This is a genomic window from Peribacillus sp. SRI_006 (assembly GCF_057586375.1).
This window is the reverse complement of record NZ_JBYCZT010000001.1, coordinates 275,302-300,872: the sequence shown is the minus strand read 5'-3', so window position 1 is coordinate 300,872 and position 25,571 is coordinate 275,302. Positions and strand designations below refer to the sequence as shown.

Annotated in this window: 30 protein-coding genes; 4 read left to right on the top strand and 26 right to left on the bottom strand. The window is 42.6% G+C overall.

What is annotated here, in order from left to right; all coding sequences use genetic code 11:
* Positions 1-16: 16 nt before the first annotated feature.
* Both AC2YHV_RS01435 and AC2YHV_RS01430 read right to left on the bottom strand, forming a co-directional pair.
* A complete protein-coding gene (locus AC2YHV_RS01435; RefSeq protein WP_487372461.1) occupies positions 17-577 on the bottom strand; it encodes a ComE operon protein 2 in 561 nt (186 codons plus the stop codon).
* 68 nt (positions 578-645) lie between these two features.
* Positions 646-1,281, bottom strand: a complete 636-nt coding sequence (locus AC2YHV_RS01430) for a helix-hairpin-helix domain-containing protein (RefSeq protein ID WP_057278858.1) — start codon at positions 1,279-1,281, stop codon at positions 646-648.
* Between the two features lie 109 nt (positions 1,282-1,390).
* Here AC2YHV_RS01430 and comER point away from each other — a divergent pair, with 109 nt between their 5' ends.
* Positions 1,391-2,221 (top strand): late competence protein ComER, encoded by an 831-nt coding sequence (comER, locus tag AC2YHV_RS01425; protein ID WP_222619912.1) that lies wholly within the window; start codon positions 1,391-1,393, stop codon positions 2,219-2,221.
* A gap of 97 nt (positions 2,222-2,318) precedes the next feature.
* Here comER and AC2YHV_RS01420 read toward each other — a convergent pair whose 3' ends face one another.
* From AC2YHV_RS01420 to AC2YHV_RS01385, 8 genes are read right to left on the bottom strand one after another with little or no spacing between them, the layout of a single operon-like run.
* Entirely contained in the window at positions 2,319-3,062 is a 744-nt protein-coding gene (locus AC2YHV_RS01420; protein ID WP_057278859.1) for a class I SAM-dependent DNA methyltransferase, read from the bottom strand.
* Positions 3,059-3,415: a ribosome silencing factor gene (gene rsfS, locus AC2YHV_RS01415; protein ID WP_034308569.1), complete on the bottom strand. Its 357-nt coding sequence runs from the start codon at positions 3,413-3,415 to the stop codon at positions 3,059-3,061. Before rsfS ends, AC2YHV_RS01420 begins: the two co-directional genes overlap by 4 nt.
* The gene (gene yqeK / locus AC2YHV_RS01410; RefSeq protein ID WP_054400178.1) at positions 3,415-3,987 is read right to left on the bottom strand and encodes a bis(5'-nucleosyl)-tetraphosphatase (symmetrical) YqeK; all 573 of its coding nucleotides are present in this window, start codon (positions 3,985-3,987) and stop codon (positions 3,415-3,417) included. The genes rsfS and yqeK overlap by 1 nt, the downstream gene beginning before the upstream one ends.
* Positions 3,977-4,546, bottom strand: a complete 570-nt coding sequence (locus AC2YHV_RS01405; protein ID WP_034308571.1) for a nicotinate-nucleotide adenylyltransferase — start codon at positions 4,544-4,546, stop codon at positions 3,977-3,979. The genes yqeK and AC2YHV_RS01405 overlap by 11 nt, the downstream gene beginning before the upstream one ends.
* Before the next feature lie 11 nt (positions 4,547-4,557).
* Complete coding sequence (gene yhbY / locus AC2YHV_RS01400; protein WP_034308574.1) at positions 4,558-4,848, bottom strand: ribosome assembly RNA-binding protein YhbY; 291 nt, start codon at positions 4,846-4,848, stop codon at positions 4,558-4,560.
* Positions 4,842-5,684, bottom strand: coding sequence for a shikimate dehydrogenase (aroE, locus tag AC2YHV_RS01395; protein ID WP_063575642.1), 843 nt, complete (start codon positions 5,682-5,684; stop codon positions 4,842-4,844). The genes yhbY and aroE overlap by 7 nt, the downstream gene beginning before the upstream one ends.
* Positions 5,685-5,704: 20 nt before the next feature.
* Complete coding sequence (gene yqeH, locus AC2YHV_RS01390) at positions 5,705-6,814, bottom strand: ribosome biogenesis GTPase YqeH (RefSeq protein ID WP_222619913.1); 1,110 nt, start codon at positions 6,812-6,814, stop codon at positions 5,705-5,707.
* Entirely contained in the window at positions 6,811-7,332 is a 522-nt protein-coding gene (locus AC2YHV_RS01385) for a YqeG family HAD IIIA-type phosphatase (RefSeq protein WP_034308582.1), read from the bottom strand. Before AC2YHV_RS01385 ends, yqeH begins: the two co-directional genes overlap by 4 nt.
* 466 nt (positions 7,333-7,798) lie before the next feature.
* Between AC2YHV_RS01385 and AC2YHV_RS01380 the strand changes: the two genes are divergently transcribed.
* Complete coding sequence (locus AC2YHV_RS01380; RefSeq protein WP_034311351.1) at positions 7,799-7,939, top strand: sporulation histidine kinase inhibitor Sda; 141 nt, start codon at positions 7,799-7,801, stop codon at positions 7,937-7,939.
* Between the two features lie 53 nt (positions 7,940-7,992).
* Here AC2YHV_RS01380 and AC2YHV_RS01375 read toward each other — a convergent pair whose 3' ends face one another.
* A complete protein-coding gene (locus tag AC2YHV_RS01375) occupies positions 7,993-8,778 on the bottom strand; it encodes a phosphatidylserine decarboxylase (protein WP_106026908.1) in 786 nt (261 codons plus the stop codon).
* Positions 8,779-8,923: 145 nt separating this feature from the next.
* On the opposite strand from AC2YHV_RS01375, the gene pssA reads away from it, so the two are divergent.
* The gene (pssA, locus tag AC2YHV_RS01370) at positions 8,924-9,463 is read left to right on the top strand and encodes a CDP-diacylglycerol--serine O-phosphatidyltransferase (RefSeq protein WP_034308587.1); all 540 of its coding nucleotides are present in this window, start codon (positions 8,924-8,926) and stop codon (positions 9,461-9,463) included.
* A gap of 66 nt (positions 9,464-9,529) precedes the next feature.
* On the opposite strand, the gene AC2YHV_RS01365 is transcribed toward pssA, so the two are convergent.
* The 8 genes from AC2YHV_RS01365 to AC2YHV_RS01330 form a co-directional block, all read right to left on the bottom strand.
* Entirely contained in the window at positions 9,530-11,320 is a 1,791-nt protein-coding gene (locus AC2YHV_RS01365; RefSeq protein WP_487372460.1) for a M3 family oligoendopeptidase, read from the bottom strand.
* Between the two features lie 652 nt (positions 11,321-11,972).
* Positions 11,973-12,695 (bottom strand): RNA polymerase sporulation sigma factor SigK, encoded by a 723-nt coding sequence (gene sigK / locus AC2YHV_RS01360; protein WP_034308596.1) that lies wholly within the window; start codon positions 12,693-12,695, stop codon positions 11,973-11,975.
* 699 nt (positions 12,696-13,394) lie between these two features.
* Positions 13,395-13,535 (bottom strand): YrzI family small protein, encoded by a 141-nt coding sequence (locus AC2YHV_RS01355; protein ID WP_076365157.1) that lies wholly within the window; start codon positions 13,533-13,535, stop codon positions 13,395-13,397.
* Positions 13,536-14,021: 486 nt separating this feature from the next.
* Entirely contained in the window at positions 14,022-14,288 is a 267-nt protein-coding gene (locus tag AC2YHV_RS01350; RefSeq protein ID WP_268563517.1) for a YrhC family protein, read from the bottom strand.
* 116 nt (positions 14,289-14,404) lie between these two features.
* Positions 14,405-15,541, bottom strand: a complete 1,137-nt coding sequence (locus tag AC2YHV_RS01345) for a bifunctional cystathionine gamma-lyase/homocysteine desulfhydrase (RefSeq protein WP_034308604.1) — start codon at positions 15,539-15,541, stop codon at positions 14,405-14,407.
* Position 15,542: 1 nt separating this feature from the next.
* Positions 15,543-16,466: a PLP-dependent cysteine synthase family protein gene (locus AC2YHV_RS01340; protein WP_487372459.1), complete on the bottom strand. Its 924-nt coding sequence runs from the start codon at positions 16,464-16,466 to the stop codon at positions 15,543-15,545.
* A gap of 94 nt (positions 16,467-16,560) precedes the next feature.
* Positions 16,561-17,256, bottom strand: coding sequence for a 5'-methylthioadenosine/S-adenosylhomocysteine nucleosidase (gene mtnN / locus AC2YHV_RS01335; RefSeq protein WP_034308609.1), 696 nt, complete (start codon positions 17,254-17,256; stop codon positions 16,561-16,563).
* 16 nt (positions 17,257-17,272) lie between these two features.
* Complete coding sequence (locus AC2YHV_RS01330) at positions 17,273-17,911, bottom strand: class I SAM-dependent DNA methyltransferase (protein ID WP_487372458.1); 639 nt, start codon at positions 17,909-17,911, stop codon at positions 17,273-17,275.
* 154 nt (positions 17,912-18,065) lie between these two features.
* Between AC2YHV_RS01330 and AC2YHV_RS01325 the strand changes: the two genes are divergently transcribed.
* On the top strand, positions 18,066-18,278 hold the full coding sequence (locus AC2YHV_RS01325; protein ID WP_076365145.1) for a DUF2536 family protein: 213 nt from the start codon (positions 18,066-18,068) through the stop codon (positions 18,276-18,278).
* A 70-nt stretch (positions 18,279-18,348) separates the two neighbouring features.
* Here the strand turns inward: AC2YHV_RS01325 and AC2YHV_RS01320 are convergent, their stop codons facing one another.
* From AC2YHV_RS01320 to AC2YHV_RS01290, 7 genes are all read right to left on the bottom strand, one after another.
* On the bottom strand, positions 18,349-19,056 hold the full coding sequence (locus tag AC2YHV_RS01320) for a YrrS family protein (RefSeq protein ID WP_454861499.1): 708 nt from the start codon (positions 19,054-19,056) through the stop codon (positions 18,349-18,351).
* 88 nt (positions 19,057-19,144) lie between these two features.
* Positions 19,145-20,896 (bottom strand): peptidoglycan D,D-transpeptidase FtsI family protein, encoded by a 1,752-nt coding sequence (locus tag AC2YHV_RS01315; RefSeq protein WP_487372457.1) that lies wholly within the window; start codon positions 20,894-20,896, stop codon positions 19,145-19,147.
* A 344-nt stretch (positions 20,897-21,240) separates the two neighbouring features.
* Entirely contained in the window at positions 21,241-21,717 is a 477-nt protein-coding gene (greA, locus tag AC2YHV_RS01310) for a transcription elongation factor GreA (protein WP_034308617.1), read from the bottom strand.
* A gap of 304 nt (positions 21,718-22,021) precedes the next feature.
* On the bottom strand, positions 22,022-22,660 hold the full coding sequence (gene udk, locus AC2YHV_RS01305) for a uridine kinase (protein ID WP_034308619.1): 639 nt from the start codon (positions 22,658-22,660) through the stop codon (positions 22,022-22,024).
* A gap of 1 nt (position 22,661) precedes the next feature.
* Complete coding sequence (locus tag AC2YHV_RS01300) at positions 22,662-23,933, bottom strand: peptidase U32 family protein (RefSeq protein ID WP_034308621.1); 1,272 nt, start codon at positions 23,931-23,933, stop codon at positions 22,662-22,664.
* Positions 23,934-23,965: 32 nt separating this feature from the next.
* Positions 23,966-24,895, bottom strand: coding sequence for a peptidase U32 family protein (locus AC2YHV_RS01295; RefSeq protein ID WP_487372456.1), 930 nt, complete (start codon positions 24,893-24,895; stop codon positions 23,966-23,968).
* A complete protein-coding gene (locus AC2YHV_RS01290) occupies positions 24,882-25,547 on the bottom strand; it encodes an O-methyltransferase (protein WP_034308624.1) in 666 nt (221 codons plus the stop codon). The genes AC2YHV_RS01295 and AC2YHV_RS01290 overlap by 14 nt, the downstream gene beginning before the upstream one ends.
* Between the last annotated feature and the right edge of the window lie 24 nt (positions 25,548-25,571).

Genomic DNA, 25,571 nt, shown 5'->3' with positions numbered 1-25,571 from the left:
CTGCCCCCCGTCCTATTTAATTTTCGAACATCTGATTGGCCTGCTTTTCCAGTTCCAATAAATCTTCTTTTCCCAGACCGTTTTGTTCAAGTTGAGCTAGCAATGAGAATACAAAGTCCTTTTTTTGTTTTCCATTCACATCGATGGCCCCTTTTGCTTCAACCTTCTCGGTCTTGACACCCGCCTGTCTGAATAATTCGAGGGCATATGGATGATTTTTGTAATCCTCGGCATAATAAACGGCCTTTATGCCAGCTTGGATGAGTGATTTACAGCACTGAAGACACGGAAAATGCGTCACATATATTTCCGCCTGATCAGTCGGCACCCCAAATTTCGCACATTGTAAAAGTGCATTCATTTCTGCATGTATCGTTCTGACACAATGGTTATCAATTACATAACAGCCGTCATCAATACAATGCGTCCCTCCCGCAATGGACCCATTATATCCCCCAGCAATGATTCGATTGTCCCTGACGATGGTCGCCCCTACAGTGAGGCGTGTACATGTGCTTCTTAAAGCTAATAAATGGCTTTGTGCCATGAAATATTGATCCCAACTAATTCTGTTCATGTTGTATCCCCTTACCCCTAGAATGATTTTCTTCAATTTTACCCTCTTCCTGTCCATTTGTGTAGCATTCATTTCACCGAAATGGAATCCCGTAACCTTTCAAACGTTTTATCGCCGATTCCCGTAACCTGCTTCAATTCATCGACCTCCTTGAATTTCCCTATCGTCTCCCTGTATTCCAGGATCGCATTCGCTTTGGAGGGTCCAATTCCCGTCAAGGTTTGCAAATCTTCCTGTGTAGCAGTATTCAAGTTCACCAGCCCTCCTGACGTACCCTTAGTGACGGCATCACCAGACGTCCCGACTTGTATATTCTCCAAGTTCCCTTTGTCTTCTTCACCTATTTCCGGAACATAAATGACCATTTGATCTTCGATGATTTGAGCAAAATTCACTTTATCCGTGTCAGCCTTTTCCGTAAAACTGCCCGCAGCGGAAATCAAATCAATCACCCGGTCACCTGCCTGTGCAGTAAAGATGCCCGGGGATTTGACCGCTCCTTTAACATCCACTTTAATGATCTCAGGCTCGGCAGCCGATTCATTTACACTTTGTTCCATTTCAGCTTCTTTTGCAGTAACGGAAAATATATCTTCCGTATCAGCCGGATCCTCCCCTTGTTGAGAAAAAAAGTAAATGCCCCCTGCCACAAATGCCACGGCAACGGTAATCATCGTCATTTTCCTTTTTAAAATCCCTTCCATTTCTTTACCTCCTTATTGGTTTCGCACGATACATTGTCATAGGACAGATTAAAAATACATAGTGTTTTTAGGAGAATCAATCGCTTTAAGCGAGAGGAGTTGATCGGAATTGAAGAAAATCGGTGTTATCGGAACCGGAAATATGGGTACCATTTTAATCGAGGCATGGCTGGAGGCAAAAATATTGAATCCGGCAGATCTAATCATTACAAATCGCACACTTTCCAAAGCATTGGTGCTGAAAGAGAAACATCCGGGTATAAAGGTTGCGGAAAGCGCAGCCGAAATCGTCGAACAAGCGGACTTTATCTTTCTCTGTGTAAAACCATTGCAAATTAACAGCCTATTACAAGGCATCAAACAGCATATAAAAAGGGATCAGCTGGTTATTTCCATCACAAGCCCGCTTTCCGTCTCCCAGCTCGAATCGGCAGTGAATGCACCCTGTGCCCGCTTTATCCCGAGTATAACGAACCGTGTGGGTTCAGGCGTATCGTTACTGAGTTTCAGCGAGAGCTGCAGTAAGGAGAAAGTGTCAGCTTTATTTGATTTGGCCTCCGCCATATCGGCACCGGTCATCATTGAAAATGATATCACCCGGGTAGCTTCCGATATTGTCAGCTGCGGCCCTGCCTTCTTCAGCTATTTAGCTCAAGCTTTCATTGACGCGGCTTGCCAAACGACGAAGATAGATAAAGAAACGGCTACGACTTTGACTGAGAATATGCTGGTCGGCTTAGGGGAATTGCTCGGTAAAGGGGTTTATACATTACCGACCTTACAGGAAAAGGTTTGTGTAAAAGGTGGAATAACAGGTGAGGGGATCAAGGTTTTAGAAGCTGAAACCGGGGAAATGTTCCATCATCTTTTTCAGGCGACACATGAAAAGTTTGCAGAGGATCTTCACGAAGTTGAAAAACAGTTCGGCCATCCTTATTAATATTCGTAATCAAGATCTCAATCCCTTCTAAAAGTAAAAAAAAGAAGAGGTCAGACCTCCTATCGTCCTAGTACGAACGGAGATCTTGACCTCTTTATCATTTACTGGCTACAAACAAGATTCTTTCGGTTTCCGTTACAAGCGGTGCTTCTTCAAGATCCGCCAGAATTTCTGAAACCGTGAAACCTGCTTGCTCCAGCCACTTTTTATATTGTTCAACCGGATAGGTCCGTTGATAATGCAACTCATCAAAACGGTCATAAAGACCGCTTTCATCATCCCTTACGAAAAAACTTAAATCATGTTCCACACTGTAAGGTTCTTCACCCGGGAAGCAATCCCATATATAGGATACTTCTTCACCATTGACAGCAAACGTATGATCACTAAAGATTTCTTCCATTTTATATAGGGAATGGATATCAAACATGAATAATCCGCCATCCTTCAAATGCTCATGAACCCGGCTGAACGTCTTGACGATATCCTCTTCGTCACGAAGGTAGTTCAGCGAATCACAAAAAATCGTGACACAATCAAATTGGCCAAGTCCTTCGAGTTCTGCCATATTCTGCTGGAAAAGCGGAATCGATAATCCAAGCTTAACCGCTTTTTCATTAGCTACAAGAAGCATTTCATCAGATAAATCCACGCCGGTGACTTCGAATCCGTGCTGCGCCAATTCAACGGTCATTTCCCCGGTTCCACATGCTAAATCCAGGACTTTCCTTCCACCAATTCCATACTGTTCCAGCTTCGCCGTAAGGATCATCAGCCATTTTTCATAAGGTGCGTCCTTCATCAATTCATCGTATACATAGGCAAAGCGTTCGTAAGTCATGAAGTCAGTTCACTCTCTAGATCTTCAAAAGGTGCATCTCCCCATAGACGTTCAAGGTTATAATAGTTTCTTTCATCTTTATGGAAAATGTGGGCCACTACATCGCCAAGATCCACAAGCACCCATTTCGCCTCGTCAAAACCTTCAAGACGCTTTACATTGATTCCTGATTCATCAGCTTTGCTCTTCATTTCACGAGCTATTGCTTGTACTTGTTTTTCAGAATTACCGTGGCAGATCAAAAAGTAATCCGCTACAAGGGAAATACCTTGCATGTTCAATGCCACGATATCCTCTGCTCTTTTATCATCCGCCGCTTTTGCTGCAATTACAAGAAGTTCACGTTCAGTCATTACATCTTCTCCTTCAAATTCATGATCAAATCATTATATGTCTTAAATGTGTCAGGGTAAATTGCCTGATTTCTTTTCATTAAAAAAACAACTGTATTCCTTAAAGCCTGGATGACAGCATGATCCAAATTTTGCTTTGCTGTCTGCCTGACTTCGTCGACACCGGGAAAAGAACGCCCCGGCTCGATATAATCAGCAAGGTATACGACTTTATCCAAAAGGCTCATGCCAACCCTGCCAGACGTGTGATAGGCAATCGCATCCAAGATTTCAGCGTCCTGAATGCCTGCTTCCTTATTCACCAGATAAGCCCCGACAGGAGCGTGCCACAGCTCCATATTATATTCAAGTAACGCCGGGTCCATTTTTTCAGCGATTATTATTTGCTCCATTTCTTCTTTAGGACGAAATTTTGCATAATCATGGAAAATGGCTGCAAGTTCCGCTTTTTTGACGTCGGCACCATATCGTTCAGCAAGTTCAATCGCTGACTCGACCACACCCAAGGTATGAATGTACCTGCGCTCGGTGATTTGTTCTTTGACCAGCGCCAATGCTTTCTCACGATTCATATAAACCATTCCCTTTAATATACTTCACCACTGGATCTGCTATTAAATACTTCACGGTTTTCCCTGTTCTTAACTTCCTTCGTATCATGGAAGACGAAATGAACATCTGCGGGACTTTCACCATCGTGATCGGGTATAAGGTATTCTCATTATATCCAGGGCGCTTCACCCCGACGAAATTGACCATATGCACCAGCTCGTCGATACGATGCCAATTCGGTAAGTACTCAATCATATCTGCGCCAATTATGAAATAGAACTCATTGGCTGGCTCAAGTTCTTTAAGCAATTTTATCGTGTCATACGTATAAGATGTGCCTTTTCTTTCTATTTCAATACCCTCAATATAAAAAGATGGGTTTCCGGCTATCGCGTTTTCCAACATGGCCAGCCTGTCCATATCGGTTACTTCCTCCGATTTTTCCTTATGTGGAGGAACGTGATTTGGCATGAACCTGATTTCATCTAGCTCAAGGGCATCCAGCACTTCATTAGCTATAATTAAATGCCCGATATGCGGAGGATTGAATGTACCGCCAAGAATTCCAATTTTTTTCATAGATAGGTTCCTTAAGGTAATTTAAGTTGTTTGTTTTCTTTTGATTCTTTATACAGCACAATTGTGTTGCCGATAATCTGAACCAATTCAGCCCGTGCACCTTTTGATAAAGTAAGCCCCACATCATTGCGGTCTTCTTCACAGTTTTGCAGGATGCTGACCTTGATCAATTCACGTACTTCAAGCGCCTCACCAATTTGCTTGATGAGATTATCATTGACTCCGCCTTTACCAACTTGAAAAATTGGATTGAGGTGATGGGCCTTTGATCGTAAAAATCTTTTTTGTTTTCCTGTTAACATGTGTTACCTCCTAGTTTGTTCAAGACAATATCTGTCATTCTTGCTGTATCCGGCATAATGCCTGTCCATATCTCAAAGGCAAGCGCAGCCTGGTTGATGAACATTCCCAGACCATTTTGCGTTTCCGCCCCTTTTTCCCCAGCTTCACGCAGCAGCTTGGTTTTTAGAGGGTTATAGATGATATCACTGACAATTGCACCGGTTTTAAGCTGGTCGACCTTTAACGGCGAATGATCCAGTTCAGGACTCATTCCAGAAGAAGTCGTTTGGATGATTAAATCATATTGTGATAAGCTTTCTTCCGCTTCGATAATCGAGAGTGCCTTCGATACTTTATCATAAGGGCAATCAGAAACAAGCTGGGCCGCTCTTTCCTTTGTCCGGTTTGCAATATCTACTTGCTTTACCCCTTCTTTCACGAGGGTAAAATAAATCGCACGCGCAGCACCGCCCGCTCCGATCACTAACGTTTTTTTAGCCTTGATGTCACCTGATATTTCATCGCATAAAGATTTAAAAAATCCTTTTCCGTCTGTATTATACCCTATAAACCGACCATTTTTGTTAACAACCGTATTTACAGCCCCGATTGCCAGGGCCAGTTCATCCACTTCATCAAGGAAAGGGATGATTGAAGTCTTATGAGGGATCGTGATGTTAAACCCTTCTATACCAAGGGCTTTCATGCCTTTCACGGCATCGTTCAAACCTTCTTTCGTCACATGAAAATGGTGATAAACCGCTTCTATATTTTCTTTTTCAAATGCATCATTATGAATGTCTGGTGACATCGAATGTGCAATTGGATCTCCCATTACCCCATATATCTTTTTCATAGACTAGACGACCCCTATATTTAGATTAATGATTTGCGAACGATCACATTGACGCCCTTTGGAACATGTGCAACGATTTTCGCCCCTGGCTCATTGACCGTCACCCAGCCAAGACCAGAAAACACAATATCCATTTTACCATCTTTCAAGGAAAATTCATGTGGAATCAGCTTCGGAAATTCCTCGATTTGTTCCGGCCGTGGGGGAGTCAGTAATTCCCCGGCATGGTTTTTATACAATTCATCGGCATTTTCCAGTTTCGTACGGTGAATATTCAATTCGTTCGAAAGGTAGCAAGTCAATGAACGCCTTCCGCCTGAAACATAGTCCAACCTGGCCAACCCTCCGAAAAATAGCGTCTGCCCTTCATTCAGTTGGTACACTCTCGGCTTGATTTCCTTTTTCGGCATAATCACCTTGAAGTCCCGTTTGTCCACATAGTGAGCCATTTGATGATGATTAATGATTCCAGGTGTATCGATCAATGCCTGTTCATCATCCAAAGGAATTTCAATCATATCCAAGGTAGTCCCAGGGAAGTGGGAAGTCGTGATGATATCACTTTCACCGCTCACTTCTTTTATAAGACGGTTGATGAAAGTCGATTTTCCTACATTCGTACAGCCCACCACATAGACATCTTTTCCTCTGCGATACCGCTCGATCGCATCCGCCGCTTCAAGTATGTGCTTTCCCTTTTCCGCACTGACAAGCAGGACATCGATCGGATTAAGACCCAATTCCTTCGACGATTGCTTCATCCAATTGATCAACTTGTTCGGTTTTACCGATTTAGGCAATAAATCGACCTTATTTCCGATCAAAAGAACATCATTTCTTCCTACAAATCGATGAAGGCCAGGCAGCCAGCTTCCATTGAAATCAAAAATATCGACGATTTTGACGATTAAAGAGTCGGTTTCGCCTACTTTATTCAAGATTTTCAAGAAGTCATCGTCTGTTAAGGATACATCCTGAACTTCGTTATAATGTTTCAATTTAAAGCAGCGCTGACAAACGATGCTCTCTTTTTCCAGAGCCGATTTAGGGGCAAAGCCCAACTCCTTCGGATCTTCAGTCTGGACCTTCACACCGCAGCCGATGCACACTAATTCTTGATGATTGTTCAATTGTGATCCTCCCATTCTATCATTCCTTTTCGTTTAAAAAACGCCATGATCTTTCTTTCAAAATAACGATTGATCCTTGTTCTGAATTCGTCGGTTTGTGCGACAGGAACCACTAAGATCGTATGAAACCCGCCTCTGTTCCCTCCCAATACATCCGTCAATAACTGATCGCCGATTACCACCGTTTCTTCTAATTTCAACCCCATTGTCTTACGGGCTTTATGGAAAGCCCTTGCCATCGGTTTTCTGGCCTGGAAGATAAATGGAATGTGAAGCGGATCGGAAAAAGCCCGAACCCGATTTTCATTATTATTGGACACAATCGTCACTAAAATCCCATGATCCCGCATATTGTCGAACCATTTGATTAAATCGGGGGTAGCAGTCGGCCTGTCCCATTCAACGAGAGTATTATCCAAATCGGTAATGACGCCCTTAATCCCTCTTTTTTTCAATTCTTGAGGATCTATATTAAAAATGCTTTTAACATGTTCACTCGGCAAAAATAATTTAAGCATATTGACACCTCTATATTTTCATTAAAATTTACCGTTTCCATCATATCGAATTTTCAGCCCACTTTCAAAAAAAATTAGGAAAGAATGGCTGACGGTAAAGAAACATCATAATGTATGTTTTCTGATATGGAAAGGCATTTTTCATTAAATAATGGGAAATTTGCGGGCAGACCAGAACCAAAGAACTAATTATTCATAAAAGATTTCGACAAAAAATTCATTTATTCAACCTGTGGATAACTTTACTAACATTTTCCATACTGATGGGCACCATTTCGTTCACTTTGCAAACAACTTAACCACAGGTTATCCACTTTCATCTGTGGATAACAGAACGATTGTTCTCCAAGTTTATTTCTGATACAGTAGGGGTACATCAAGGAAGACTTATCAATATATGCAGGTAAACACCAAATTATTCCTCGCAATCCCTACTGGAGGTGAGCAGCCCTTAAGTGGCGTTCTGATGCAAAAACTATCTGATGACCTGTTGCTTGAATCCTATTTTAAAGCACAGAATTTAAAGTTGAGTACCGATTTCATCCGCCTCATAGAAACGGAAATTCATCGAAGGTCCCTAACACATAAAATCCGGTCCATATTTTAATATGAAATACATAGGCTGACATCAAATGTCAGCCTCTTATTTTATATTTGAAGTTAGACCGCTCTCATGAATCCGATTGTTTCACCTACACGGACATCTGCGGGAATGGATATGTTTCCTTCAAGTTCAAAACTTCCTTTTTCAAAAAGAAGCACAACTGTGGACCCAAAGCTGAAATAAGAAAACTCCTGCCCTTTTTCCAATTGATCCGAATCATCAGTAATGACGATCGAATTTATGAACATGGCCCCGACTTTCACCATTGCCAGATTTCCCGCCTCATTTTGTAGTTCAGTTATTGTCCGGTAATTTTTTGATAAAGGCTCTTTTCCATATTTCATCCCCCATTTATTAACGGGGTATGATTTCCTTCCAAGCGTCCATCGCTTGACCACGGAACCCTTGATAGGCGCATGGATCCTATGGTAATGACTCGGGCTTAAGTATAACACGAGATATTTGCCGCCTAAGTACTTTTCCAATAAAAGCTCATCCCCGAGCATTTCCTCCATTGAATATACCTTTCCCTTAACGACGATCTTTTTATCAGCGTGTATCTCCCCTGAGTCCTCAAGAACACCGTCCACGGGACAAGCTACAGCAGATGGAACTGCCGTAATTGGCCTCGCGTCAGCCTTTAACTGCCTTGTAAATAGCTCGTGCAAATTGGTATATGCTTTTAACTCCTTACCAAATTCCTGTGTATTAAGCTTGAATGTTTTTACATAAAGTAAAATTAAGGGCCTGCTCCAACGAGATTGGCTAAAGTGTTTTAATAAACCTGATGAATACTGACCATTCGTCAGTTCAATAAGAACGCGATACAAAGACTGAAACAAAATATAACCACTCCAAATTGTAAAATTGTAAAATTATTCTAAAAACCTCTTGCATAAATTGTATTAAATAAAATATTATTATATAATAAATACTTATGTTTACTATATTTTGTTTTAATTTGTTTCACTTGAAAGGAGTGAAAAGATGTTTTTATTACACGCCCTAGATCAAACCATTAAAAAAGTGAAAGCACAAACAGCAAATATACTTACCTTAATTAATTTATCCCTTGGTGGATTTGCGATAATTGCCGTGATGCACGGTCAATTGAATTTAAGCTTGCTTTTAATCTTCCTGGCTGCCCTTGCAGATCGCTTTGACGGTATGGTTGCACGGAAATTCAACATTGAATCGGAATTGGGTAAGCAACTTGATTCCATGTGTGACATCATATCCTTTGGCGTCGCACCGGCTCTATTATTATACCAAGGAATATTGATAGAATTCGGAGCACCTGGCACACTCTTCACGGTTTTCTATATTGGCTGTGGCGCGTTTCGTCTCGCCCGCTTCAATATAAGTGAAAGCAATGGATATTTTACAGGAGTGCCCATTACGGTTGCGGGCTGCATCGCCACTTTAAGTTATTTAGCCATTCCGTATTTCCATCCGGTCTTTTTCTTATCCCTCATGATTATATTATCATTACTCATGGTCAGTCCATTTAAACTGAAGAAAGTTTAATAAGAAAAGCGGATGTCCTAAACCGGACATCCGCTTTCTTTTGTTCCTATTCCACCTAAACCCATCTTATGCTTTTCGGACTAATGGGTCGGTCAAACGCATGAATTCTTCTACATCCTCCATGCAGGCATTGACTGCTTCCTCCCAAAAATCCCGGGTCTTTAAATCGACGCCTAAATGTTTCTCCGCCAAATCCTCGACCTTCATGGAACCGGTATCCTTTAATAGAGCGATATATTTTTCTTCGAATCCTTCAGGTTCTTTCAGAGCATTCGCGTATATGCCTAATGAGAATAAGTAACCGAATGTGTACGGAAAATTATAAAATGGTACACCCGTAATATAAAAATGGAGCTTTGAAGCCCAGAAAGTTGGATTATAATCACTTAAAGCATCGCCATAAGCTTCTTTTTGTGCATCGACCATCAGTTCATTCAACCGTTCGGCACTGACATATCCTTGCTTCCTCTCGTCATAAAACCTAGTTTCGAATAAGTAACGCGCGTGGATATTCATCAATAATGCCACGGAACGCTGAATTTTATCTTCTAAAAGCACCAGCTTTTCTTCCTCACTGGCTGCTTCCTTAACAGCTGCATCCGCTACGACCATTTCAGCAAAAGTGGAAGCGGTTTCCGCCACATTCATTGCATATGACCGATTCAATGGATGGATATCCCTCATCGCATAAGAATGGAATGCATGTCCCAATTCATGAGCCAATGTCGATACATTGGACGGTGTGCCCGAATACGTCATGAAAATTCTTGACTGCTTATTCAATGGAAAGCCGGTGCAAAAACCGCCTGGTCTCTTACCTGGTCTGTCCTCAGCTTCAATCCAGCTGTCTTCAAAAGCTTTTTGGGTGAAGTTCGCTAATTGAGAGCCGAATTTAGCGAATTGCTGGATGATGAAGTCTGCACCTTCTTGATAATCCATTACTTTGGATTCTGCCGTAGCAGCGAGCGGTGCATCCAAATCCGCCCAACTTAATTTATCCAAATCCAGTAACTCCGCTTTCCTTTTTAAAAATCTCACAAGCGGCTCTTTATGATCGGCAATTACATTCCACATGCTTTCGAGGGTTTCTTTTTTCATCCTTCCTATTTCAAGAGGCTCTTTCAAAATATCATCCCAGCCCCTTTTTTCATTCACACTGAGACGAAAGCCAGCCAAGTGGTTCAAAGTCCGGGCAAACAGGTCACTTTTTTCCTCCCAAGCCTGTTCCCACGCAGTAAATAATTCTTTCCGGGTCCTTTCATCAGGATCAGAAAATTTATTCGCCGCTTGGCCTACAGAAAGCTTTTCACCCTTATAAGGGATGGTCATTGAACCGACGATCGTATCATACATTTGGCTCCAACCTTCAAAACCGTCCATGGCCAATTGGGTGATTAATGATTCTTCCTTCACGGAAAGCTTTTCCTTTGCCTTTTCCCGACGTTCATTCAATACGAATTTCAATTCATTCAATGGTTCTTTTTCGAGGATTTTCATGAAAAATGCATCATCAAGCTGTATCAACTTTTCATCCAGCTTGCTTAACACCATTTTTAGTGAAGCGACTATCTTCATTTGTTTGATCCGCAGCTGACCAGCCTTCTTATCCTGCGCATTTTGAGCTTCCAGGCATCCAATGAAAGCACCTGCCTGCGAAGATTTCATATTTGTATTTTTAAAAAGATCAAATGCCTGGATTAAACTGAATTCATCATTTCTTACCGGATTGATATTGCTTACAAGCCTGTCTAATTCTTTTACCTCTTCGTTGAATTCATCTAAAAAAATCAGGAACTCCTTAGAAGAGCTTCCCCCTTTAAAAAAGATATCCAAATCCCATGTCATAGAATATCCCATACTAAATTGCCCCCTTTTTATCACTAACCCCATTATAGAGGTTCATTCAATATTTTTCTAATTAAAAGGAATTTTCAGTATTTTTCAGAACATTTTTCTATATCCCAGATTAAAAGCATGTTATGATGAATATAATCTTGGGAAAGGGGTGGTTGATTCATATGAAATTCTTTATTCACATGTCTGCCATCATCCTGCTCCTTTGGACACTGCCCATACAGTTCCACCATCATGCACAGCAGCTAACCATTGAAGAACATACCGATGTTCACCATTGGGATAAGGCCGACAAGAAACAGCCTTTCGTGCCGTCCTTTAGTTCATGGCAGTCACTTATCGTCATACTCATTTTCGAATTTACCATTTTGGGCTTTCTTTATTTTCCCTCGAATCTTCGACGGCGATATCTCAGTCCCGTTTTTTATCAGGCGAATTACGTAGCCTCACGCTCTGACATTTTATAAAAAATAAAATGGAGGAGTGATTCATATGTGGTTTCGACTAATTATGGTAGGGGTCTTTTCTTTAACCGCTTCACGTCTGTTCCTTTTTCAGGGAATCGAGATTTATCATGCATTTACAGATTTGATCAGAAATAAATATTAAAAAAAGAGTGCGGGGAATTTCCCCGCACTCTCTTTGTTTACCATTCCTATCCTTTAGCTTTCTTTTCCTTCTCTTTTTCTGCCCTGTAAAATTCATGGAACATCTTCATCAAAGCACGTTTTTCGATCCTTGATACATAACTGCGGGAAATGCCAAGCTCTTTAGCGATTTCCCTCTGGGTTTTCTCCTTTTTCAAATCCAGTCCAAACCTGCCTACAATGACTTCCTTTTCGCGTTCATCCAAAATATCAATATACTTTTTCACTTTTTCAATTTCCATATTGAGCTGAATCGTATCGATGACATCTTCCGATTCCGATTTCAGTACATCGATTAAACTGATTTCATTTCCTTCTTTATCCTGACCGATCGGATCATGCAGGGAAATATCTTTCTTTGTTTTCTTTGTCGCTCGTAAATGCATCAAGATCTCATTCTCAATGCATCTCGCCGCATATGTGGCAAGCTTCGTACCCTTCCCATCCGAATAACTCTCAATGGCCTTTATCAAACCAATTGTCCCAATCGAAATCAAATCCTCTGTATCTTCGCCCGTATTCTCGAATTTCTTGACGATATGGGCAACAAGCCTGAGATTATGCTCGATCAGGATGTTACGGGCATCACCGTCCCCCTCACTCATAAGCTTCAGATATTTCTTTTCATCCTGAGATGACAAGGGCTGGGGAAAAGCATTGTTTTTCACATAGGAAACGAATAAGTAAAATTCTTTGATAATATAACCGACAACTGTAAGTATTCCGGGCATTGGCTTCATCCCCCGTTTCTTTGGCTTCCCTATTCATACCTATGCAACAGTGGGCTTGTTCGTGCCTGTCCCGCTAAAAGAAATCGTGAAAGTGTTAAATGTTCAAACCAGCCTGGATGAATTCCCAAACGAACGAAGGCAAATGTTCATATAATGATAGGGAATTTTTTAGGGAAAGGGGGTTTTTGCGATGGGATATAACTATGGACCATACGGATGCAGCTATGGTTATCCGGCTCCTGCGCCTTGTTATTCAGGGTCCGGTTACGGCTTTGGTTATGGCCTGTTTATTGTCCTCCTGATTTTATTGCTCATCTTCGGGTTTTGGTGGTTGCCGGGATGTGGATTTGGTTATGGTGGGTCAGGTCCGTGCTGCTGATTCAGGCAAAAAAAAACTCGGCCATCAGGCCGAGTTTTCCCATTTTACCTATTCATATCTAACGTTGGCGTTCCGAGTTGATCAGCGTCATGACCATCTTGATCAACATCTCTTCAATTCATCACGTTTCCAATGGCATTTTCCGCTGTTCTTATACATACAAACCATGACAATGCTGGCCATGCACCGGCAAACACGTTAGCCGGTATCCTTCTCCTGCCAATAGCAACGCTTCTCTCCTTTTACGTAAAACAAGTTCAACATATTAACCTCCACCTTTCTTTATTTTTTTAAGAACGGAATACCTACCTCATATGTTTTTAGAAAAAAGGACGATGCTTCAACGCTTTATCTAGATGTTCTTCTCGAATCTTGTGGATTCTCTCCTGTTGCAAACATTCCTCGGCAGTCATTTTTTTCATTTTAATCGTGATTGTGAAAAAAAGCATATTCAGTGTCATACTATCACCTCCTTTAAGGGAGCGGCCCAACAAAAAGGCATAAAAAGGCCGCAGAAAGTTACGTCCTCCTGCGGGCTTTTTTAGAGAATATAAAAAGACCGCAGGATAAAACACTTCTCCCTGCGGCCGCTATGTCTGAATGATTAATAAAGCCAAATTGCTTTAGAAATATTCCGCTTGGCACAGGTCGAATGTTATGTGATTGTCATTTGAAACGGACCGGCTGATTGCGACGACTCCATGTAGATACAATGTCATTTTCTTCGACCTCCTTTGGAATATTTTTTATTACTTGGTAAGTATATCCACAAATTCGATATTTGTAAACGGCTTTTGCCTATTTTTTTGAAAATTTCAATCTTTCTACCCATTTTCATGAGCTATTATTACCTAAAGGAGGTAATTTGTATGTTAAATCTGCCCCTTAATGGGCTACAACACTAGAAAAATAAAAAACCTGATTCTTTAAAAGAATCAGGTTTGCTTCTATTGTTGTAGAGTGTCCTGGTCATCCATTTCGGCCAAGATCTTCTTATATTTCTTTGATAATGAGAAAAATACTATGGATATGCCCAGGAACATGATTGTCGCTCCCATATAGACATATGTGTCAATCATCGCTTTTTCGCCAGTGGGAAGGATGGTTCCTATATAGAAGAACGAACCCACACATAACAAAGTGATCGCAAATTGTTTAAAATCGACCATTTTCGAACGCAGCATTGCCGCCGTTTGTTTTTTGCGGTTTTTCATGCCATTCCACCTTCTTTCAAGCTAATAAGATATCGATATCTCATTCTACCATATTTATTCCAAATGACAGGGTGTAAATAATGGCAGTCAGCTATGAATTTCGGGTCCCTAAACGATTATCCTTGCAGCGCTTGTTCCAAGTCTTCCAATAAGTCTTCAACATCTTCCAGACCTACTGAAATACGAATCAACCCATCCGTTATCCCAAGTTCTGCACGACGCTCAGCCGGAATGGAAGCATGTGTCATCAAAGCCGGAATGGAAATCAAGCTCTCCACTGCCCCCAGACTTTCCGCAAGTGTAAAGTATCTCACTTTGTTCAAAACGGACTCGGCCTTTTCCGCACTGCCGACATCAAATGAAACCATACCGCCGAATCCACGCGATTGTTTTTTGGCAATATCATGATTTGGGTGGTTTTCAAGACCTGGGTAATAGATTTTCGAAACGCCTTCATGCCCGGATAGGAAACGAACGATTTGAGATGTGTTTTTTTCATGTTCTTCCATCCTGATTCCCAGCGTTTTAATGCCTCGCATCAGCAACCATGAATCCTGGGGCCCTAGCACGCCTCCTGTGGAGTTCTGGATGAAATGAAGGTCATTGCCAATCTTTTCATCATTCACCACGACAAGACCCGCTACAACATCGCTGTGTCCCCCCAGATACTTCGTTGCACTATGAAGCACGATATCGGCTCCAAGTGAAAGCGGATTTTGCCAGTAAGGCGTACTGAAGGTATTGTCCACAATGGTGAGGATGCCGTTTTCTTTTGCTATTTTTGATACTTCTTCCAAATCGGTGATTTTCAATAATGGATTCGTCGGAGTTTCAATGAACAGTGCTTTCGTATTGTCCTTTATCTCTTTTTCGATCGAGTGTATGTCACTCGTATTGATGAACGTAGCTTCCACCCCGAAGCGGTTTAGCACTTTAGTGATGACCCGGAAAGAACCTCCATAAACATCATCTGTCATCAATACATGATCACCATGACTGAACAGCATCATAACCGCAGTCATCGCTGCCATTCCTGATCCGAAGGCGAAACCTCTTTTTCCTTCCTCGAGATCCTTGATCAATTCTTCGAGGGCATGGCGGGTCGGGTTGCCTGTACGGGAATATTCATAGCCCCGATGATTCCCCGGACCATCCTGTTTATAGGTGCTCACTTGATAAATCGGCACCGAAACCGCTCCTGTTTGTTCATCCCCAAAAATGCCGCCATGGATCAATTGTGTTTTTTTTCTCATTTTACATTCCTCCCTGATAAATTTTTTTACTTAAGTAACGTTCACTTGAATCCGGGAATATGACGACGATATTCGCCCCCGGGGAAGCCTTGGCCGCTTCTTTCATGGCCGCTGCAAATGCCGCACCGGAAGAACTGCCGACAAGAAGGCCTTCTTTAATCGCCAATTCCTTCACCATATCGAAAGCGTCACGATCGCTTATCGTATGGATTGCGTCAAAATACGTTTCATCCATATAGGCGGGTAGAAATTCCATCCCGATCCCCTCTGTTTTATGGGGTCCGGCTTTTCCGCCGTTTAAAATCGATCCTTCTGGTTCGACAATGACCGTTTTGACAGCAGCGTTCTTTTCTTTCAAATATCGCGATGTTCCCATGAATGTCCCGCCCGTCCCGGCACCGGCAACAAACACATCCACATCGCCTTCCATCTGTTCCCATATTTCAGGTCCCAGCGTTTTATAATAGGCATCAGGATTGGAAGGGTTGGCGAACTGCTGGGGACAATATGATCCCGGAATTTCAGCCAGCAGCGCCTTAGCCTTGGCGATTGCTCCTGTCATCCCTTCCTCTGTCGGGGTTTGGATCACATTCGCTCCAAGGGCACGCATCAATTCCTGTTTCTCGGTACTGAATTTCTCCGGAACGCAAAATATCACGTCCACCCCACTGTTTACCGCAGCCAACGCCAAGCCAATCCCGGTATTCCCGGCAGTCGGTTCGATGATCGTCCCGCCCTTTTTCACCTTCCCTGTCTGCAGCGCTGTGGCTAACAGTTCTTGACCAAGCCGATCCTTCACACTGCCTCCCGGATTGAAGTATTCCAGTTTGGCAAAGATACGGACTTCATCCGGAAGCGGGAAATGGGTGATTTCCATCATCGGCGTTTCCCCTATCAGCTCATGAATATTTTTAAAGACTTTCATATTCGGACATCCTTTCATAGTTATCCTACCAATTTAATAAGGATTATGCAATAAAGAATGATCAGCAGAAAAGCTTCCGCTGATCACTTACCATTCATTTCATTTTTTCAACCATTTTCAAAATCAGTGCCGCTGAATGAAGAGCCGCAGTTTCCAGGAATTTATCAAAGGAAATATTGGACTCCTTACCTGCGATATCCGAAAGGGAACGAATGATGACAAACGGTGTTTTGAATTGGAAGGCTACCTGTGCAATGGCTGCCGCTTCCATTTCCACCGCGTATAAATCAGAGAATTTCCCTCTGACGAATTCAACCCTGTCAGGATCATTCATGAAAGAATCCCCCGTCACGATCAACCCTTTCGCCACTTGTATATCCTCGATTTCTTTTGCTGCTTCTTCTGCGATTGCAAAAAGCTTTTCATCCGGTGTAAAAGCTGCAGGCAGCTGAGGGACTTGACCGTATTCATATCCAAAAATCGTCACATCGACATCATGGTGCCGCACTTCCGTGGATATGACCACATCCCCTACGTTCAGATCTGGATGATAACCGCCGGCAGAGCCAGTATTGATGACCGCATCCGGTTTGAATTTTTCTAACAGGATTGCAGTGGACATTGCCGCATTCACTTTACCGATACCCGATTTAAGTAAAATGACCTCGATACCATTCAGTGTGCCTGTATTGAACTCGGAACCGGCAATGGTCACCTGCTCCAACCCTTCCAATTTATCACGTAAAATCGTAACTTCTTCTTCCATTGCTCCGATTATGGCTACCTTCATTAGTAAAAACCTCTTCCTATAATTTTTCCGCCTCCATGATCCAGACGAATTGATTGCAGCGCTCGAAGTTCACTTTATATCCATTTGCTTCAAGCACTTTTTCCAAAAAAGGAATCGTAGTATAATATTCCGTTTGCAAATCGTTCGCCAAATTATGAAAGCCTGCCTGCCTTGCATCTTGAATCGCTCGTTCATGAGCTTCCTTTGATTGATACATTGTGTCAGCAAACACTATTTTACCACCAGTATTCAGTAACTTTCCATAGTTGGCTATCGCTTTTTCTTTTTCTTCATCGGTTAAATGATGAAACGCGTACGTACTCACAATCGAATCAACTTGTTCCGGCTTCGGAAAATCGATAAAATCACCATCTACAATTTCTGTTTTTCCGCTCAGCTTGCTTTCCGCTATTTCCCTCATCGCAGGAGAAGGTTCTATTCCCGATACCTTTAGGCCCTTCTTCAAAAGTCTTTCCGTCAAATTCCCGGTACCCACCCCGAACTCCAGCACATGACCAAAAGCCCGATTGGTGACGCTGTCCAATATGCCATCATAATGTTTAAAAACCTCTTGATACTCAATATCGTGTCCACCAACCGTATCATCATACGATTTCGACCATTCTTCAAATAAATCGATAAATTCTCTGCCCATTTTTAATCACCTTTTATAATAAGATAATAAAACCTATAAGCATAATATGAAATAAACAGAGAAACAGTTCTTGTTTTTAGGCAAATTCATTAGGTTCAGATTCGGACAAAATGGTGTTAAACTAACAGTATCTGAATGTTGGAGGGGAATAGTCATGAGTTTTCAACTCGACTTAAACTTATTCGAAGATAAAATAGAATTTTTCGAGGCAGAAAGCATCAAGAATCTTGAAGAAAAAATCCAAGCACAAATTGAAATCAATAAAGCGATCATGCTTCAGGTGGAATCCGTGTCACACCAAATGTATGTAAGTGAAGAAGGCAGACGTTTTTATAGTGCAGTCGTCCACTTTAAAGCTAAAAAATGATCACCATGAAAAACCCCCGAAAAGCGGAATACCTTTCGGGGGTTTTTCGTATATACATTTTTTCTGAACATTATCTTTTATCGTTTGTCTTCAGCTCTTCGACTTTTACAGGTTTCCAACCTGATCCGTCCACCCATTCAATATAAACCCGGAATGTTTTAGGGTTGTCTCCTTCAGAAACCGTACCGATTGCCGTGGTCGACGAACCGCCGTTTTGCAGCCACCATAGCTTCATATTGCCTTCATCGATTCCAGCTCCGCTTGCTATCGCTTTACTCATTTCATTCCAATCGACCGAGCCCTTTTCGAAGCTGGTAGTGTGCTCCCCGGATTGCTCCGTTCCTACTGGTTTCCAACTCTCACTTGTATATGTAGACGCAACATTGCCATCGCCGCTGCCTTCCACTTCCACAAGTTGGGCATCTCCTGCTTTTTCTGAATCTGCATCATCTTCAGCCTTCTCTTCTGCATCTTCCTCTGTTGCTTTACTATCTTCTTTTTCGGCATCCTCTTTTGTTGCTTCACTATCACCTACTGCGTCTTCCTTCTCTGAATCCGTTTCTTCCTCTTTGCCAGAAGGTTTGTCCACTACTTTCCCTTTTTCTGTCTCGGCGACTTGCTTTGGTTCAGTCGTGGCTTTTTTTGTTTCGGTGCCACCATCACTTAAGAAAATCGAGACTGCGACAATGACGATTAAAATGGAAACGATGGTGATTGCAATATTATATATTTTATTTACTTTTCTTTTTTGATCTCTCTGATTGAAACGTGAGCCCAAGGTCCATTCCTCCCCTTACCATTTCTTACTGCCTCATTTTAACATGATTTAGCCAGAGATAGAAGGGAAGGGTTTCCTACACTTTTCGTCAATTCTCGCTAATGTCCTGGTCCTTCGAGTACAGGACTTTTACAATATCTGAAAAAAGAGGCGTCATGCTGGAACTGTTTTCCTTCGTTTCAAAACTTACGGTAACAAGAGCATATTTGGGATCTTTATAGGGAAAGTAGCCTGCAAACCATTTATTGAGCTCCCCTTTTTCGATATTGGTCTGAGCTGTCCCGGACTTGCCGGCGACCTCCACAGGCAAATCTCTCAAGGAGGCGCCCGTCCCTTTCTCTTCCGTCACGACCTTCCTAAGAAGATGCTGCATCTTCATCGCTGTATATGGAGACAGTTTCTCGCCGCCAATGCTTTGATTGGGAAAATCGACTACGGTCGTACTATTGTTAAATTCGACCTTGGAAACGGCTTTGACCTGTTCCTTCTTGCCGCCGCGGGCAATCGTTGCCATCATATTCGCGATCGCGAGCGGCGTCGTTTGGACATCCTGCTGGCCAATTGCCGTTTTGGCAACCATTTTGGGATCTTTTTTTAAATCGTCATCATACCAGACCTTTCCTGTTTGCTCATGATGCAGCTGAGTGACTTCCGTGTGATATACGTCCCCTTGCCAGCCCGTTTCACCAACCAGCCCTAACATTTTTGCATATTTGTCCAAAAAGTCCGGATCCTTCTCCGCTATTTCCTGTGACAATTCGGCAAACGTCCTATTACAGCTTTGGGCAAAGCTATTTTCAAAATTAAGTACGCCCAGTTCCCTCTGTTTATCCGTTTTGCCGTCTATCGTCAAATTACAGTTAAATGTCCTGGTGGGACTTGCCGCTTCATAATCGATGGCCGCTGCTGCCGTGACCGTTTTAAAGACGGAACCCGGCGTTTTTTGAGTCAGCATCATGTTGACGGCCCCTTCGCCATTTGGATCTTTTATATTAAGCGCCGGACGTGATACCATGGCGACGATTTCACTTTTTTCGATATCGATCAGGACGAGACCGCCTTTTTTTATCCCGCGTTCATCGACGAGCTTCTCCGCTTTCTCCTGAATTTCTTTATCGATCGTCGTCATGACCTTCACCGGGTAAAGCGGATTTGCTGGTTCCACATATTTAACATCGACACCGAACATCGGTCCTCCGCTGGCGTCCACGTGAAAAACGAGCTTCGATTCCCCAGCGGAAAGCAAGAACTCATCGAAGGTCCTTTGCAGTCCCGTATTGCCTATTTTCGTTTCAGGAGATAAATTCATGTCCGGGTAACGTTTTTTCTTCTCCGCATCAGATATATTCGTCGTTCCGATCAATTGTGCTGCAGGCATTCGATCATGATATAATTTCTCATTCACGGCAAAGACCCCGGGAATCTTCAATTCATTGATTGCCTTCGACTGGCTGGACGTCAACTCTATCGGTTCATCCCCGCCAAATACGAATGGTTCATCCGCTTCTTCTATCGCCCTTTTTAACTCCGCTTCCGATTTCCCTATTATCGAGGCCACTTCATCTATGGGCCAAGTCATTTTTTTTAGAAAGGGAAAAAGGACGAGCGTCGGGATTTCTTCATGTGCCAGCGGTTCTCCATTTCTGTCATAGAACTTTCCGCGTCCATCATCAATCTTTAATATTTGTGAACGCTGATTCACGCTTGCTTCCAACAGGTTCACATCATGCTTTGAAAAAGATTCTGTCGATACAAGTTGGATGTAGGCAAGCCTGCCTATGAGCATCAGCATGAAAGTGGTCAAAAAAAGTGCCAGCAACCTCATTCGTTTCTTTTTCATAAAATACACCTCGATAACCATTGTTGACGAGGTGCGAATTTTTAAACAATTATGAACAAATTTAACGCGTCACTTTTCCATAAGGCTCTTTTCGTAAAGATTGTTTTTAAATGAAACTATTTAAGGTTGATTGGAGCGGAAGTGCGAGACTCCTGCGGGAGCAGCGGGACAGGTGAGACCCCACAGGCGTTTACGCCGAGGAGGCTCACCGCCCGCACCAAGGAAAGCGAGCTTCTTGAGGGGAAATCAACCACAACTCACTACTGGTAAATAGCAACAAAGTATGTGAAAACAGCCTTACATAAAAAAAGGATGCCCCGATGGACATCCCTTTTGCATTTTATTTAGTCGATGGATACAATCTTGACGCTCATTTCGCCGCCAGGTGTCATGATCGATACCTTGTCGCCGACCCTTTTTCCTATCAGGCTTTTCGCGATCGGGGAATCATTGGAGATTTTTCCTTCGAATGGGTCCGCTTCAACGCTTCCTACGATGGAATATGTTTCTTCGTCACCATTTGGAAGTTCCACGAAGGTTACCGATTTTCCAAGTGAAACTGTATCTGTATTCGAATCATTGCCTTCAATGATTTTTGCATTGCGGATCATGTTTTCGATCGTTGTAATACGTCCTTCAACGAAAGCCTGCTCTTCTTTTGCGGAATCGTATTCTGAGTTCTCGGAAAGGTCGCCAAAACTGCGGGCGATTTTGATTCTTTCCACCACTTCTTTACGTTTAACCGTTTTTAACTGTTCCAGTTCCTGTTCAAGCTTTAACTTACCTTCTTTAGTCATTGGATATTCTTTTTCAATTGCCAAAACCCTTCACTCCTTCTAATTCTTTACAGCAAGCATTCGCTGTGACAAGTTTATGTACTATATCGTGCTTAACCCTAAATCGAGTCAAAAAATATATAATTGCGCGACTTAAAAAGTCGCGCTTCGATACTAAGAAACAATCCGTTCCTTAGTATATAAACCGACTGCGGTGAGCAGCCGGTTCGTTCTGTATCAAGAATAGAGTATTGCGTTTTCCAACATTTGTCCAGTCTTTCCCAATAAATAAATGGGATTTTTAAATAAACGAAGGAAAATGGCACCTATCATTATTTATGCTATGTTATTACAAAAAAGACTTTTGTTCAAGGATTGTTTGAATTTTTGTCACCATAAGGTCAATCGCCACATGGTTTTGGCCGCCTTCTGGTATGATGATGTCGGCATAACGCTTCGTCGGTTCTATGAACTGATTATGCATCGGACGGACGACACTGATGTATTGTTCGATGACGGAATCTATGGAACGGCCGCGTTCTTTAATATCACGGGTCATCCGGCGAAGGATCCGCAGGTCTGCGTCCGTATCGACATATAGCTTCATATCCATCAGGTCTCGCAGGCGCTCATCCTCCAGTACAAGAATCCCTTCAAGGATGATGACATCCTGTGGCTCAACTGTGATGACTTCTTCCGAGCGCGTATGGATAGAATAATCATAAACCGGTTTTTCTATCGTTTCATAGCGCAGCAATGCGTTAATGTGATCGATTAACAAATCATTATCAAATGCAAGCGGATGATCATAGTTCGTTTTCAGGCGCTCTTCAAAAGGCAGATGACTTTGATCTTTATAATAATAATCTTGTTCGATCATCAAGATGGAATGTCCTTGGAAGAATTCAAAAATGGAACGGGTAACACTTGTTTTACCTGATCCCGACCCTCCGGTAACTCCGATGACCACTGGTTTCTTTCTTGTCATATCAATTCTCCTTCCGCATCATATTGTTCACATAAACTCTATTATCTACTTGAATGCGGACAATTTGAAGCGGATGGCGGGCTGCCTCCAGCTCCTTACCTGACTCATCCCAGATCGTACCGATTTTTTGAGTGAAGTTTTCGATTTCCGGTCCAAAAAACTCCACTTCATCCCCAGGCTTGAAGAAATTACGTTGCTGCATGGTGACGATTTTAGTTTCCTCGTTGTAATCAAGCACCAATCCTGCGAAGTCGAAGCGAGTCTTTACGGTATGATTCCCGAACATTTGCTGTTTATACCCAGGAATTTCCCCTTCCATGAACGATGATGCCGTCTCACGGTTCGCACACTTATCAAGCTCTTCCAGCCATTCTTGTTTAATCTTGAAATTGTCGGGATCGGCACAATACGCATCAATCACTTTACGATACACGCTAACAACCGTTGCAATATAATGAATCGATTTCATTCTTCCTTCAACTTTTAAGCTGTCTATGCCAATTTCAATCATGCCAGGCAGTGATTCAATCAGCTTCAAGTCTTTTGGACTCATTGCGAATGGAGCATCTTCTTTATCGAATAAAGCCTTTTCCCCATCTTGATCCAACTCATATAAATCATAATCCCAACGGCAAGACTGACAGCAGCCGCCGCGGTTCGAATCACGCGCCGTCATATGGTTCGAAAGGGTGCAGCGTCCAGAATAGGCAATGCACATGGCCCCATGAACGAAAGCCTCGATTTCGATATCGACCTTTTCCTTCATTTCACGGATTTCATCAGCACTCGTCTCACGTGCCAAAACAACACGCTCCAAGCCTTCCTCTTTCCAATACTGAACAGCCTTCCAGTTCGATAGCGATTGCTGTGTGCTTAAATGGATCTCGACTTTCGGAGCGACCCTTTTACAGGTTTCGATGATTAATGGGTCGGCGACGATGATACCATGGACCCCTGCCTCCTGAAGACCTTCCAGATATTCATCAAGACCATCGATATTTTCATTATGTGCGAAGATATTTGTAGTTACATATACTTTGGCACCATACTTATTAGCGAATTCGACGCCTTCCTTCATTTCCTCAAACGTGAAGTTACCGGCATTGGAACGAAGGCCATATTCCTGACCGCCAATGAACACGGCATCTGCGCCGTAATGGACGGCAATTTTTAATTTTTCCAGGTTGCCGGCCGGAGCCAGCAATTCCGGTTTTTTTACAATGACTCTCTTTCCATCAACGATCTTGGAAATTTTATCAGCAATAGCATTCAAGGCTATTCCTCCTCTTTCTCTTACCCTTTTCTTTAATAAACCGATTCTTTAAAGAAGAACCCAGTATCCAACTCACGGTTATCCGGCTGAACCGCTTTGACTTTTTCAAAAAGTTCCAATTTGATATCATCATAGCGGTCAGGGTCTTCAGCACATACGTCAATCGCTTCCCGATATAACCTTGTCATTTCAATGACATATTCCGGAGTTTGTAGTAACCCTTCGATTTTCAGTGAATCAATTTCCGCTTCAATCAATTCCTGAAGTTCATCAATCATGCACATATCATTCGGACTCATGATATGTGTACCATTTTCATCTTCATAAATCGGGTATTTATTTTCGCGTTCCTTATCATGCAAGAACATATTTCTATGTTCCTTCCGATTTTCCACTTCCAATGCCTTGCCTTGGTATTCAAAGTAATTACCTAGGAGCGTTCGCTTCGATTGGAACATGCATGTCATGCCATGCACTTGCACTTCAATCTCCACTTCGGCATTTTCCTTCATTTCCACGATCTCGTCCAGACTTATCTCACGGGCAGCAACGGCACGGACAGCACCGCGTTTTCCCCAGTAATTACATGTGTACCAGTTCGTTACCGTCATCTCTGTATTCCAGTGCAGGGGCATATCAGGTGCCACGGCACGGACAGCCATCAAGACTGCGGGATCACCGAAAATGATCCGGTCGGCACCAGCCTCTTTAAGGAATGTAACATACCCTTCAAGCTCGTCCACTTTTTCATTATGAAAAATGGCGTTCATGGATACGTACACTTTCTTGCCCGCAGCATGTGCAAGTTCAATTGCCTTCTCTACATCTTCACGATTGAACTCCCCTGCCAGCCTTAGTGCATAACGTTGTTCGCCAATGACAAAGGCATCAGCGCCAGCATCGATGAGTTCTGTTATATGATCGACATTTGTCGGAGTCACGAGTAATTCAGGCTTTTTCATTTTTGTCACCTCTATGTTTACTAATGGCCACACCATCACCAATCGGCAAAATTACAGTATCGAAATGGGGATGGTCATGTAACCAGATGTTAAAGTCTCTGATTTTTTTGATAAGAGCTCGCTTTCTTCTCGTCATTTCCATTTCTTCAATGTTTTCGGCAACCAAGCCTTTGAATAAAACATTGTCAGTAATGATGATGCCAGCATCAGCAAGGAATGGTTCAAACAGTTCAAAGAATCGCTTGTACTGCCCTTTAGCTGCATCAACGAAGATGATATCGAACGGGCCATGCTCCATCACTTTCGGTCCCGCTTCAAGGGCATCCCCTTCAATGAGGGTGATCCTTTCCGACAGTCCCGCCTTCTTGAAGTTAGCCCTTGCCTGCTCAATGCGGGCTTCATTCCGTTCAAGTGTGACGATTTCTGCTTCCGGAAGGGTCTCAGCCATCCTTATGGCCGAATAGCCAATTGCCGAACCTACTTCCAATATCGCTTTTGGCTGATGAAGCCTTAAAATCTGAAGCAGCACTTCAATTCCTTCGGGCTCCATGATCGGCACATTATTTTCCATCGCAAAATCTTCCAACTCCTTAAGCAAACCCGTACGCTCCGGAATTAAGGAATGAAGATATTGTTCTATTTTTCCGTTCAAAACGTTTCCTCCATTTATAAGGAA